The organism is Streptomyces sp. NTH33, from assembly GCF_003236365.1.
In the GTDB taxonomy this organism is placed as follows: domain Bacteria; phylum Actinomycetota; class Actinomycetes; order Streptomycetales; family Streptomycetaceae; genus Streptomyces.
In genome coordinates this window covers 1-12,768 of sequence record NZ_POTZ01000182.1, presented here as the reverse complement: position 1 = coordinate 12,768, position 12,768 = coordinate 1, and the positions used below count along the sequence as shown (strand labels likewise).

Sequence of the window (12,768 nt, the reverse complement as noted above, 5' to 3'; positions counted from 1 at the left end):
CCTCCTCCTTCTCTCTTCTCGCAGCCCGCCGCGCCCTGCCGCCGCGCGCTCTCGTCCTCCCCTCCCTGTTTGTCTTCACCGCCCCTCCTGGAGCCAGTAATGCCCGGAATATCGCGCAAAATCGTCGGCTGTGCCGCTGCCGCCGGCGCCCTGCTGCTGACCCTCACCGGCTGCGCCGGTACCGGCCCCGCCGCGGCCGACGTCGACCTGGGTACCGGTCCGGCCGTGGCCGGCAAGGTGAAGAAGGGCGCGCTCGACGGCGTCACCCTCACCTTCACCTCGTACGGCGGCATCTACCAGGACGGTCAGGAGAACGCCGCGGTCAAGCCGTTCGCCGCCGACTCCGGGGCGAAGGTGCTCTCCGACGGCCCCACCGACTACACCAAGATCAAGGCCCAGGTCGACGCCAAGAACGTCACCTGGGACGTGGTGGACGCCGACTCCATCTGGGCCGAGCGCCAGTGCGGCAAGCTGCTGATGCCGCTCGACACCAAGATCGTCGACACCTCCAAGCTGCCCGAGGGCATGGCGGGCAAGTGCACGGTGCCGGCCATGACGTACGGCATGGTGCTGATGTACGACAAGTCCAAGTTCGGCGACAACCCGCCGAAGGACTGGGCGGACTTCTTCGACACCGTCAAGTACCCCGGCAAGCGCGCCATCCCCGGTGTGCCCTCGGACGCGGCCCCCGGCCCGCTGGAGGCGGCGCTGATCGCGGACGGAGTCGCACCCGACCAGCTCTTCCCGCTCGACGTCGACCGCGCCCTGAAGAAGCTCACCGGCGTCCGTTCCTCGCTGGTCTTCTGGGACACCGGCGCCCGCTCCCAGCAGCTGCTGGAGTCGGGTGAGGTCTCCATGGCGATGGTGTGGACCGGCCGCGCCTACTCGGCCGTGAAGAACGGCGCCAAGTTCGCCCCGCAGTGGAACCAGTTCATGCCGGTCGCGGACTCGCTCGCCGTGCCCAAGGGCGCGAAGAACCCCAAGGCCGCCATGGCGCTCATCAACTACTACCTGGGCGCCGACCAGCAGGCCAAGCTCACCGAACTGACCTCGTACTCGCCGATCAACTCCGACGCCAAGCCCAAGGTCGACAAGCTCGCGGCGGAGTACCTCACCTCCACCCCGGAGCGTCAGAAGCAGGCCCTCGAGCTCGACAACGCCTGGTGGGCGAAGAACCAGGAGCAGGTCATCCCGAAGTGGTCCGACTGGCTGGCCCGGTAACCCATGACCGCCCTGATCGAGATCGCCTCCCCGGCCTCCGGCGGCCGGCCCCGCAAGGGGGCCGGCGGCCGGTGGGGCTGGCTGCTGCTGCCGGCCCTGGTCCTGCTGGCCGTGCTCTTCCTGGTGCCGCTGGGCCTGATGGCCTGGCGCAGCGTCACCGAGCCGACGCCCGGCGCGGGCAACTACTCCTGGTTCCTCACCAGCGACGTCGCCCTCGCCACCCTGGTCCGCACGCTGACCGTCGGCGCCGTCGTCACCCTGGTGACCCTGCTGCTCTCCTACCCGTACGCCTACCTGATGACCGTGGTCGGCGCCCGCGCGCGGATCTGGCTCACCCTGCTGGTGCTGCTGCCCTTCTGGACCAGCCTGATGGTGCGCACCTTCGCCTGGGTGGTGCTGCTCCAGGACAGCGGCGTGGTCAACCAGCTCCTCGGCACCGTGGGGCTGGGCCCGCTGCAGCTGATCCGCACCCCCACCGGGGTGGTGATCGGCATGTCCCAGGTGCTGATGCCCTTCATGGTGCTGCCGCTGTACGCCGTGATGAACGGCATCGACCGTCGGCTGCTGGACGCCGCGCAGGGCATGGGCGCCCGCCCGGCCGTCGCGTTCTGGCGGATCTTCGTACCGCTGTCACTGCCCGGCGTGGGCGCCGGCGCGCTGACCGTCTTCATCACCTCGCTCGGCTTCTACGTCACCCCGGCACTGCTGGGCTCGCCCGACCAGGCGCTGATCTCCCAGCAGATCTTCACCCAGGTCAACGGGCTGCTGGCCTGGGGCCGCGGCGGAGCGATGGGCGTGGTGCTGCTGGCGGTGACGCTGGTCCTGCTGGGACTGGTCGGCGTCGTCCTGCGCATCACCCGGACCCGGGGAGGTGCCCGATGAGAGCCGGACCCGCGCGCATCGCGCTGTGGGCGTTCAGCGCCCTGGTGGGCCTCTGGCTCATCGCGCCGACGCTGGTGGTGATCCCGCTCAGCTTCACCGACAAGGCGTCCCTGGTGTTCCCGCCGAGCGGCTGGTCCACCCGCTGGTACGCCAACTTCTTCAGCGACCCCCGCTGGCTGGACGCGCTGTTCTCCTCGCTCCAGGTGGGCGCCCTGGTCGCGGTGGTGGCCACCGTGCTGGGCACCGCCGCCGCGATCGCGCTCACCCGGTCCGGCTCGCGCTGGGTGAAGGGGTCGTACGGGCTGCTGCTGGCACCCATGATCGTGCCGACCGTGGTCGTCGCCATCGGCGTCTACGCCCTCTTCCTCCAGTACAACCTGCTGGGCACCCTGTTCGGCTTCGTCGCCGCGCACACCGTGCTGGCCCTGCCGTTCGTCATCATCCCGGTGACGGCGAGCCTGCGCGGCTTCGACCGTCGGCTGGAGGACGCCGCACTGATCTGCGGCGCCACCCGGTGGGGCGCCATCCGGCAGGTGACGCTGCCGCAGATCGCCCCCGGTGTTGTCTCCGGTGCCCTGTTCGCCTTCGTCACCAGCTTCGACGAGGTCGTCGTCTCGCTGTTCATCCAGAGCCCCTACCTGCAGACCCTGCCGGTCAAGATGTTCGCCAGCGTGACCCGGGACACCGACCCCACCATCGCCGCGGCCGCCACCCTGATCATCGTCTTCACCACGGTGCTCGTGCTGGCCGCCACCTTCACCACCGCCAGGAGGAACCGTGTCCGCTGAGACCAGCCTCATCAAGGCGCGCGGAGCCCGTATCGAACTGGCGCAGGTGCGCAAGGAGTACGCGGACTTCGTCGCCGTCGACGACGTCTCCCTGGTCATCGAACCGGGCGAGTTCATGACCCTGCTGGGCCCCAGCGGCTCCGGCAAGACCACCACCCTCAACATCATCGCCGGGTTCACCGCCGCCACCTCGGGCACGCTGACCATCGGCGGCAAGCAGATGCAGGACCTGCCGCCGCACCGGCGCGACATCGGCATGGTCTTCCAGCACTACGCGCTCTTCCCGCACATGACCGTGGCGGAGAACGTCGCCTTCCCGCTCAAGCAGCGCAAGGTGCCGAAGGCCCGCCGCGCCGAGATGGTCGAGGCGGCCCTGGAGACGGTGCGGCTCGGCGGCTACGGCCACCGCAGGCCGCGCGAGCTGTCCGGCGGCCAGCAGCAGCGGGTCGCCCTGGCGCGGGCCGTGGTGTACGAGCCGAGCGTGCTGCTGATGGACGAGCCGCTCGGCGCGCTCGACAAGAAGCTGCGGGAGAGCCTCCAGCTGGAGATCAAGCGGGTGCACCAGGAGGTCGGCTCCACCTTCGTCTTCGTCACCCACGACCAGGAGGAGGCGCTGGTCCTCTCCGACCGCATCGCCGTCTTCAACGACGGGGGCATCCAGCAGGTCGGCACGGCGAGCGAGCTGTACGAAAAGCCGCAGAGCCTCTTCGTGGCCGAGTTCCTCGGCGAGTCCTCCACCGTCCGCGGACACGTCGAGCCGGACGGCGACGACTCCTGCCTGCGGGTCGGCGACCGCACCGTGCGCGCCGCGGGCCGGCCGGCCGGAGGCGGCGCGGCCGCCGTCGTCGTCCGCCCCGAGCACCTGAGGGTGCGGCCGGCCGCCGATCCGGTCGCCCCCGGGGCCAACGCGCTGCCCGCCCGGGTCACCCAGGAGATCTACCTGGGCTCCGGCCGCAAGCTCGAACTCGCCCTGCCCGACGGCACCGTGCTGCTCGCCCGCGAGCAGGCCGACCGGCTGTCCGGCGTCCGCCGCGGTGACGAGGTCACCGTCGTCTGGGACGTCGAGCGGGGCGTCCTGCTCGACGACACCTCCGGAACCACCCACCCACCAGCTTCCGGCGACCTGGACGTGGACGTCGCGCTCGTCGGCGGCGGCTACACCTCCCTGTGGACCGCCTACTACCTCAAGCAGGCCGCGCCGGACCTGCGGATCGCCGTGCTGGAGAAGGAGTTCGCCGGCTTCGGCGCCTCCGGCCGCAACGGCGGCTGGCTCAGCTCCGAGCCGCCCGGCCAGATGCGCCGCTACGCCAAGGCGCACGGCTGGGAGTCGGCCGTCGCCCTGCAGCGCGAGATGTTCTCCTCCGTCGACGAGGTCATCCGCGTCGCCGCCGAGGAGGGCATCGACGCCGACATCCAGAAGGACGGCCTGCTGCACGTCGCCACCAACGCCGCGCAGCAGCGACGGCTGCGCGAGCGGCTGCCGGCGCTGCGCGCCGAGGGCTGGGGCGAGGACGACCTGATCGAACTCGACGCGGACCAGCTCGCCGAGCGGGTCCGCGTGGCAGGCGCCCGCTACGCCCAGTGGAGCCCGCACTGCGCCCGCATCCAGCCCGCCAAGCTGGTGCGGGGCCTGGCCGACGTGGTCGAGCGGATGGGCGTGGCCCTCTACGAGGGCACCGAGGTCACCGAGATCCGCCCGCGCGAGGCGGTCACCACCCACGGCACGGTCAGGGCGACGTACGTCATCCGGGCGCTGGAGGGCTTCACCGCCGGGCTGCGCGGCCACCGCCGGGTCTGGCTGCCCATGAACAGCAGCATGATCGTCACCGAGCCGCTGCCCGCCTCCGCGTGGGAGGAGATCGGCTGGCGCGGCGCCGAACTCATCGGCGACGAGGCCAACTCCTACTGCTACATCCAGCGCACCACCGACGGCCGCATCGCCATCGGCGGACGCGGCATCCCGTACATGTTCGGCTCCCACGTCGACCAGCGCGGCGAGACCAAGGCCGCCACCCAGCTGCAGCTGCAGGCCATCCTCAGGCAGCACTTCCCGGCCACCGAGGGCGTCGCGATCGACCACACCTGGTCCGGCGTGCTGGGCGTGCCGCGCGACTGGTGCGCCACCGTCCACCTGGACGAGAAGACCGGACTGGGCTGGGCCGGCGGCTACGTCGGGCACGGCGTGACCACCACCAACCTCGCCGGCCGCACCCTGCGCGACCTGATCCTGCGTCAGGAGAGCGACCTCACCCGGCTGCCCTGGGTCGGCCGCAAGGTGCGCGGCTGGGAGCCGGAGCCGCTGCGCTGGCTCGGCGTCCGCAGCCTCTACGTCGCCTACCGCGCCGCCGACCGGCACGAGAACTCCGGCCTGGAGCGCACCTCCGTCATCGCACGCGTCGCCAACGTCATCAGCGGCCGCTGAAAGGAACCACCCGCTCATGGACACCACCACCGTCGTCCCCGCCGTCCCCTCCGTCCCCTCCGTCGCCTTCCTCGCCGACGCCGCGACCGCCGACCTGCCCCCCGCGAGCCCCAAGCCCACCAGCACCACCGGCCAGCAGGAGACCACCCGCACCCTGTGGCAGTCCCCCGACGGGCTCGCGGAGGTCGGCGTCTGGGAGTGCGACCCCGGCCACTTCACCGCCACCCGCGACGGCTACGACGAGTTCTGCCAGGTGCTGGCCGGATCCGCCACCATCCGCACCGAGGGCGGCGAGGCCGTCGAGCTGCGCCCCGGCTCCACCCTGGCGATGCCGGCCGGCTGGCGCGGCACCTGGGAGGTCCACGAGACCCTGCGCAAGGTGTACGTGCTGCGCACCCACAAGGCGGGCGCATGACCCTCGTCCTGCACGGCGGCCGGGTGTGGACCGGCGACCCGCTGCGGCCGCACGCGGCCGCCGTCGCCGTGGACGGCGGCCGGATCACGGCCGTCGGCTCCGACACCGAGGTGCGCCGGGCCGCCGGCCGGTCGGCGGAAACGTTCGACCTGGCCGGCCGCACGGTCGTACCCGGCCTCCAGGACGCGCACATCCACCCCGTCTGGGGTGCCCTGGAGGCGCTGCGCTGCGACCTCACCGGGGCCACCGACGCCGCGAGCTGCGTCGCGGCCGTCCGGGAGTACGCGGCCGCCCACCCCGGGCAGCCGTGGATCCTGGGCGGTGGCTGGACCATGGACTGCTTCCCCGGCGGCTGGCCCACCCGCGAGCCGCTGGACGCGGTCGTCCCGGACCGGCCCGTCTTCCTGCCCAACGCCGACCACCACTCGGCGTGGGTCAACTCGGCGGCGCTGGAGCGGGCCGGGATCGACGCCGGCACACCGGACCCGCCGGCCGGGCGGATCGAGCGCGACGCGTCGGGCCGGCCCACCGGGGTGCTGCACGAGAGCGCCATGGACCTGGTGGCCCGGCTGCTCCCGCCGGACACCGCCAAGGAGCAGCTCGCCGCGCTCCGCCACGCGCAGGACCACCTCTTCCGGTACGGCATCACCGGCTGGCAGGACGCCATCGTCGGCGCCTACGGCGGGGCCGGCGACACCCTCGCCGCCTACCGGCGGGCCGATGCCGAGGGCCTGCTGAAGGCCCGGGTCACCGGAGCCCTGTGGTGGGACCGCGACCGCGGCCTGGAGCAGCTGGACGACCTGGTGGCCCGCCGCGGCGAGCCCGGCCGCCGCTTCCGGGCCGCCGCCGTGAAGATCATGCAGGACGGCGTGCTGGAGAACGGCACCGGCGCCCTGCTGGAGCCGTACCTGGACTCCTGCGGGTGCGCCACCGGCAACCTCGGCCACTCCAACGTGCCCGCCGGCCTGCTCGCCGAAGCGGTGACCCGGCTGGACGCGGCCGGTTTCCAGGTGCACTTCCACGCGATCGGCGACCGGGCGGTGCGCGAGTGCCTGGACGCGGTCGAGGCCGCCGTCCACACGAACGGGACGCGCGAGAGGCGCCACCACATCGCCCATGTGCAGCTGATCGACGACGCGGACATCGGCCGCTTCGCCGCACTGGGGGTGGCGGCCAACGTCCAGTCGCTGTGGGCGACCCACCACCAGCAGACCGACGAGCTGACCAACCCGCTGCTGGGCGAGGGCCGGGCCGGCCGGCAGTACCCCTTCCGCCGGCTGCTGGACAGCGGCGCCCGGCTCGCCGGCGGCAGCGACTGGCCGGTCACCACGGCCGACCCGTGGCAGGCCATGCACGTCGCCGTGCACCGCACCGAACCCCCCGGCTCGGCGCACTCCGGCTGGCCGGGCGCCGACCGCCCGTTCGGGCCCGGGGAGCGGCTGGACCTCACCGACATCCTGCGCGCCTACACCGCCGGCTCGGCCTGGGTGAACGGCAACGACGACGAGGCCGGCCTGGTGCGCGAGGGCATGGCGGCGGACCTCGCCGTCCTCGACCGGGACCTGTTCGCCCCGGACGCGGACGTGGCCGGCACCCGCTCGGTGCTCACGCTGGTCGCGGGGGAGGCGGTCCACGCCGAGTGAAAACGGCCGACGGTGCCCGGGAACGGTCCCGGGCACCGTCGGCGGATCCGCCCGCAGCATCCCCCGCGGGACACGACCCGGGCCGGGCGACGGCGCGGTGCGCCCGACGGCGCGGTGTCTGTCGGCTCGCAGCCGCCGACCCGCCCGGACTGCACCATCCTCACCGAGCCGGTCACCTTCCTCCTGATGGCACTCGGCCGCCGCGACCAGTGGAGTGCCGCCGCCCAGGGCCGTGTCTTCGCCCGGGGCCGCAAGTTCTGGCTCGCTCCCCGCTTCCCGGCTCTCTTCAAGGCGCCCTGACCGCAGCGGCAGCGCACCGCCACATGCGGTCGGCCGGCCGTTCCGGCAGTGAGGTCGGCCGAACTCCGCTTGCACTGCGACCGGATGCCCCCCACCGTGTTCAACTCCGGTGCGTATGCGGGCAGCAGGAAGGCGGTCGGCCAGGGGCGGGCGGTGACCAACTGCCGCATTGCCCGGGAAGTGCGGGTGCTCAGCCGGTCCCGGACCAGGACGACCGGAGCCTTCAGCATCTGATGGGTGCCGTCGATCAGGTGGATGCAGTCGTCCTCCGACAGGCTGCGCCGCTCGCCCCGGCGGCCGCGGTGGACCCGGATGCGGTAGCACAGCCGGGCCCGTGTCCCGGGCCGCATCGCGATCAGCTCCGCCATGGAGATCCTGCCCAAGCACCCGACCCGGCCCAGGCCGACCCGGTCAGGGACCTGATGCCGCATCGGTGACGGGCAGGGCCCGAGCGTGACCGAGGGTCCCGCCGCGGACAACCGTGCGGGCCCCCGCACGCCCGGGCCCGGCCCCTGCCCGTCACCGGAGCCGAGCACGGTCAGGCCTTGTGGTCCGGTACCGAGGCAGGCGGCACGGTGTCCGCGTCCGTGCCCGTCTTCTGGAGCGGCAGGGCGCCCGTCGCCCGTTTCGCCGTCTGGATCTGCTCGTACACCCGCGTGCGGAGTTCCGTGAAGCGCGGGTCCGCCCGGGTGTGCAGCTGGTCGCGGTCGGCCGGGAGGTCGATCTCCAGCTGTTCCTGGACCACTGTCGGGGACGACGACAGGATGACGACCCGCTCGCCCAGGTAGACGGCCTCGTCGATGTCGTGGGTGACGAAGAGGACGGTCACACCGAGCTCCTGCCACAGCCGCCGGATCAGGTCCTCGAGGTCGGCGCGGGTCTGGGCGTCGACGGCCGCGAACGGCTCGTCCATGAGGAGCACTTCGGGCTCGTACGCGACGGCTCGGGCGATGGCGACGCGCTGCTGCATGCCGCCGGAGAGCTGCCAGGGGTACGCGCCCGCGGCGTCGCCGAGGCCGACGGCGTGCAGGGCGTGCTCGACCAGCTCACTGCGGCGGGCCTTCGTCAGATGCTTCTTCTGGCGCAGCGGCAGCTCGACGTTGTCGCGCACCCGCAGCCACGGGAAGAGGCTGCGGCCGTACTCCTGGAACACGACGGCCATGCCGGGCGGCGGGCCGGTGATCCGGTTGCCCTGCAGCAGGACCTCCCCGGACGTGGGTTCGAGCAGGCCGGAGATGCACTTCAGGAGTGTCGTCTTGCCGCAGCCGGACGGGCCGACGAGGCACACCAGTTCGCCGGCGTCGAGGGAGAAGGTGAGGTCGCGCACCGCCTCGACGTTCCGGCCGTGTCCCTCGTAGACCTTCCGCAGGCCTCTCACGTCGAGCATGTGCTGTCCCTTTCCGGCCTTCACGCCGCTTTCCTTGCTCATGACGCCCTCCGGGATTGGCGCAGGCCGTGGTACCAGGCCAGGGCCCGGCGTTCGACCACTCGGAACACCAGGGCGAGCAGCACGCCGAGCAGTCCGAGCAGCAGGATGCCGCTCCACATGCCCGGGATGGCGAAGCTGCGCTGGAACTGGACGACGGCGAAGCCGAGTCCGTTGCTGGCCGCGAACATCTCGCTGATGACCATCAGGATGACGCCGATCGACAGCGCCTGCCGCAGGCCCGCGAAGATCTGCGGGCTGGCGGAGCGCAGTACCAGCTGGCCGAGGCGCGCGGGGCCCTCGATGCCGTACGACCGGGCCGTGTCGGCCAGCACGCCGTCGATGGCCCGTACGCCCTCGACGGTGTTGAGCAGCACCGGCCAGACGCATCCGGAGATGATGACGACGATCTTCATCGTGTCGCCGATCCCGGCGAAGAGCATGATGACGGGCACCAGGACGGGTGGCGGCACGGCGCGCAGGAACTCCAGCACCGGTTCGGCGGTGGCCCGCACGCGCGGGAAGGAGCCGATGACGATGCCGAGTGCCACGCCGAGGACGGCCGCGCCGGCGTAGCCGAGGAGCAGCCGGGTGACGCTGGGCACCACGTCCGCGGCGATGCGCTCGGCGGTCCACACCTCGCGCCCGGTCTCCAGGATGGTGCTCAGCGGCGGCCAGTAGACGTCGGTGCTGCCGGCGGAGGCGAACCACCAGGCGGTCGCGAGGAGGACGGGCAGGCCGACGGCGAGCAGCAGCCGCAGGGCCGCGGTGCGCAGGGTCGGGCGTTTCATGTGGTCACCTCGCCCCGGACGGACTGGTGCCAGGCCAGCGAGCGGCGCTCGACGGCACGTGCGCCCAGGTTGATCAGGACGCCGATCAGCCCGGTGACGGCGACCAGCGCGTACATGTCGGGGACGGCGTGGGAGGTCTGCGCGACGGCGATGCGGGAGCCCAGGCCGGGCGTGCCGATGATGAGTTCGGCGGTGATCGCGAGCACGAGCGCGACGGCCGCCGCGAGCCGGACGCCGGTCATGACGTACGGCAGGGCGGTCGGCCACAGCACATGACGGATCCGGGCCCAGGTCCCCAGGCCGTAGGAGCGGGCGGTCTCCTCCGCGACGGGGTCGGTGTCCTGGACTCCGTACAGGACCTGGACGAGGACCTGCCAGAAGGCGGCGTAGACGACCAGCAGCAGCGTGGAGCGGAGATCGGTGCCGAAGAGCAGCACGGCGAGGGGGATCAGCGCCACCGAGGGGATCGGCCGCAGGAATTCGACGGTGCTGGCCGTCGCCTCGCGCAGATACGGGACCACGGTGATCAGCACTCCCGCGGCGACGCCCGCGACGGTGGCGATGAGCAGCCCGAGAGCCCAGCCGGTGAGGGTGTCGCCGAGCGCCACCCAGAAGGCGGCGTCGGACATCTCCTCCACCAGGGCGGCGGCGATCGTGCTGGTGGGCGGCAGGTAGTCGGGGGACACGAGGCCGAGGCGGGGCACCGCCTCGACCAGCGCGAGGAAGCCGCCGAGGCCGGCGAGACCCAGCAGGGCGTTGCCCGGCCCCGGGCGGCGCGCGCCCGGGGCGTCGGTCTTCACGGATGACTCTGTCACGGCAGCAGCTTGTCCAGGTCGGGGGCCTTCTTGAACAGGCCGTCCTTCTGGCCGAGTTCGCCCAGCCGCTCGAGGGAGGCGCGGTTCGGCTCCTCGGGCCAGCTGGGGAGCGTCATGGCCTTCAGCGTCTTCTCGGGGATCTTGGTGTAGGTGGAGAGGATCTCGCGGACCTCGTCGGGGTGACTGTTGGCGTAGGCGAGGGATTCACGGGTCGCCTCGGCGAACTTCTTCACCAGCTCCGGGTCCTGCTGGGCCACCTTGTCGGAGGTGAAGTAGAGGGCGACGGTGAGTTCGGGCGAGATGTCGACGAAGTTGGAGGCGACGACCCGGCCGCCCTCGCCCTTGACGACGGCGAGTGAGGGCTCGACGACCCAGGCCGCGTCGACCTGTCCGGATTGCAGCGCGGCGGGCATCTGGTCGAAGGCGAGTTCCACGAACTGGACCTTCTCGGGGTCGCCGCCGGCCTTGCGCACGGATTCGCGCACGGAGGTGTCGCCGATGTTCTTCAGCGTGTTGACCGCGACCTTCTTCCCGGTCAGGTCCTTGGCCGACTTGATCGGGCTGTCGCCCTTGACGACGACGCCGCCGAAGTCGGCACCCTCCTTCCCGGTCGAGGCCACGCCGTTGGCGACGCCCCGCACCGGCACGTTCTGGCTCTGGGCGATCATGAGCGAGGTCGTGTTGCTGAACCCGAACTGGAACTGGCCGCTGGCCACGCCCGGCACGATCGCGGCACCGCCCTGGCCGGACTCCAGCGTGAGGTCGAGGCCGCGCTTCTTGTAGAAGCCCTGCTTCTCACCGAGATAGATCGGGGCCACGTCGACGATGGGGATCACGCCGACCTTCACGGCGGTGGTGCCGTCGGACGACTTGCCGGAGGACCCGGAATCGGACGAACCGCAAGCCGTCGCGGTGAGCGTGAGCAATGCGACGGCAGCGACTCCGGCTGACAGACGACGCACAAGGCCTCCCCAGAAGATGCACTTCTCGATGTGTGCGCAAACATGTGTGCGCAGACCGAACGAAAGTTCTTGCGGGGAACCTATGGTTCGCCTCACGGCGGGTCAACCCTTTGACAAGGACAACTTTCAACAACTCTGAACCGCCCCTGTGATGAGCGATTTCCGCCCGGCACGGCCCTGCTGACCGTCGCCGTCCGGTACCAGTTGACGGCCACCGGCCGCCGCCATACCGTTCTGCCACCGCACCGACGTTCGGCATGTAAACGGGGGAGGCCGCCGATGGGTGATCAAGAACGGGAAGCCCATTTCGTACAGTCCCTGGAGCGCGGGCTCGCAGTCATCCGCGCCTTCGACGGCGAGCATCGCGAACTGACCCTCAGCGACGTCGCCCGCATCTGCGACCTGACCCGCGCGGCTGCCCGGCGCTTCCTGCTCACCCTCGCCGACCTCGGCTATGTCACCACCGACGGAAGGCTGTTCCGCCTCACCCCGCGCGTCCTGGAACTCGGCTACGCCTATCTCGCCGGCTCCTCGCTGCCCGACATCGCCGAGCCCCATCTCGAGAAGCTGGTCGCCGAGGTCCGCGAGTCCTCCTCCCTCTGCGTGCTCGACGGCGACGACATCGTCTACGTCAGCCGAGTGCCCACCACGCGCATCATGACCGCCACCATCACCGTCGGCACCCGCTTCCCCGCCCATGTCACCTCGGTCGGACGGGTGTTGCTCGCCCACCTCCCGGACGAGCAGCTCGACCAGCACCTCGCCAGATGCGACCTGCGCCCGCTGACCCCCCGCACCATCGTCTCCCCACCGCAGCTGCGCGCCGAACTCCAGCGGATCCGCAAGCAGGGGTACGCCATCATGGACCAGGAGCTCGAGGTGGGGCTGCGCACCGTGGCGGCCCCGGTCCGTGACGGGAATGGCACCGTCGTCGCCGCTGCCAACATCCCCGTGCACGCGAGCCGCAACTCCGTCGACTCCGTACGCCGGGATCTGCTGCCCTCGCTCCTTGCGACCGTGGCCCGGATCGAGGCCGACCTGCACGTGGTCAGGCGCTGACGCCCAGGCAGCCCCCCATGCCGCCGGAGCGGCTCCGTCCTGAG

General features: G+C 71.8%; 12 protein-coding genes and 1 pseudogene. 9 read left to right on the top strand and 4 right to left on the bottom strand.

The features are described from left to right. Positions 1-99: 99 nt before the first annotated feature. From C1I97_RS18590 to C1I97_RS18560, 8 genes and pseudogenes are all read left to right on the top strand, one after another. Positions 100-1,221, top strand: coding sequence for an ABC transporter substrate-binding protein (locus C1I97_RS18590; protein WP_111004333.1), 1,122 nt, complete (start codon positions 100-102; stop codon positions 1,219-1,221). Positions 1,222-1,224: 3 nt separating this feature from the next. Next, complete coding sequence (locus tag C1I97_RS18585; protein ID WP_220040839.1) at positions 1,225-2,103, top strand: ABC transporter permease; 879 nt, start codon at positions 1,225-1,227, stop codon at positions 2,101-2,103. Beyond that, positions 2,100-2,891 carry an ABC transporter permease gene (locus C1I97_RS18580; RefSeq protein ID WP_111004332.1) on the top strand — a complete coding sequence of 264 codons (792 nt, stop codon included), beginning with the start codon at positions 2,100-2,102 and terminating at the stop codon, positions 2,889-2,891. The genes C1I97_RS18585 and C1I97_RS18580 overlap by 4 nt, the downstream gene beginning before the upstream one ends. Next, positions 2,881-3,960 (top strand): annotated as a pseudogene (locus C1I97_RS40685) (ABC transporter ATP-binding protein); the annotation flags it as partial. The gene C1I97_RS18580 and the pseudogene C1I97_RS40685, both read left to right, overlap by 11 nt. A 6-nt stretch (positions 3,961-3,966) precedes the next feature. Then, positions 3,967-5,313, top strand: a complete 1,347-nt coding sequence (locus C1I97_RS40680) for an NAD(P)/FAD-dependent oxidoreductase (RefSeq protein ID WP_220040840.1) — start codon at positions 3,967-3,969, stop codon at positions 5,311-5,313. Positions 5,314-5,329: 16 nt separating this feature from the next. Then, complete coding sequence (locus tag C1I97_RS18570) at positions 5,330-5,728, top strand: cupin domain-containing protein (RefSeq protein ID WP_111004330.1); 399 nt, start codon at positions 5,330-5,332, stop codon at positions 5,726-5,728. Then, complete coding sequence (locus C1I97_RS18565) at positions 5,725-7,371, top strand: amidohydrolase (RefSeq protein WP_111004329.1); 1,647 nt, start codon at positions 5,725-5,727, stop codon at positions 7,369-7,371. The genes C1I97_RS18570 and C1I97_RS18565 overlap by 4 nt, the downstream gene beginning before the upstream one ends. 114 nt (positions 7,372-7,485) lie before the next feature. Beyond that, positions 7,486-7,671, top strand: coding sequence for a hypothetical protein (locus C1I97_RS18560; RefSeq protein ID WP_441349126.1), 186 nt, complete (start codon positions 7,486-7,488; stop codon positions 7,669-7,671). A 538-nt stretch (positions 7,672-8,209) separates the two neighbouring features. On the opposite strand, the gene C1I97_RS18550 is transcribed toward C1I97_RS18560, so the two are convergent. From C1I97_RS18550 to C1I97_RS18535, 4 genes are read right to left on the bottom strand one after another with little or no spacing between them, the layout of a single operon-like run. Then, positions 8,210-9,058 (bottom strand): ABC transporter ATP-binding protein, encoded by an 849-nt coding sequence (locus tag C1I97_RS18550; RefSeq protein ID WP_111004336.1) that lies wholly within the window; start codon positions 9,056-9,058, stop codon positions 8,210-8,212. Between the two features lie 38 nt (positions 9,059-9,096). Then, positions 9,097-9,888, bottom strand: coding sequence for an ABC transporter permease (locus C1I97_RS18545; RefSeq protein WP_181446788.1), 792 nt, complete (start codon positions 9,886-9,888; stop codon positions 9,097-9,099). After that, positions 9,885-10,703, bottom strand: a complete 819-nt coding sequence (locus tag C1I97_RS18540; protein WP_181446787.1) for an ABC transporter permease — start codon at positions 10,701-10,703, stop codon at positions 9,885-9,887. The genes C1I97_RS18545 and C1I97_RS18540 overlap by 4 nt, the downstream gene beginning before the upstream one ends. Beyond that, entirely contained in the window at positions 10,700-11,665 is a 966-nt protein-coding gene (locus C1I97_RS18535) for an ABC transporter substrate-binding protein (protein WP_111004328.1), read from the bottom strand. The genes C1I97_RS18540 and C1I97_RS18535 overlap by 4 nt, the downstream gene beginning before the upstream one ends. Before the next feature lie 279 nt (positions 11,666-11,944). Here C1I97_RS18535 and C1I97_RS18530 point away from each other — a divergent pair, with 279 nt between their 5' ends. Next, complete coding sequence (locus C1I97_RS18530; RefSeq protein WP_111004327.1) at positions 11,945-12,724, top strand: IclR family transcriptional regulator domain-containing protein; 780 nt, start codon at positions 11,945-11,947, stop codon at positions 12,722-12,724. The last annotated feature ends 44 nt before the right edge of the window (positions 12,725-12,768 follow it).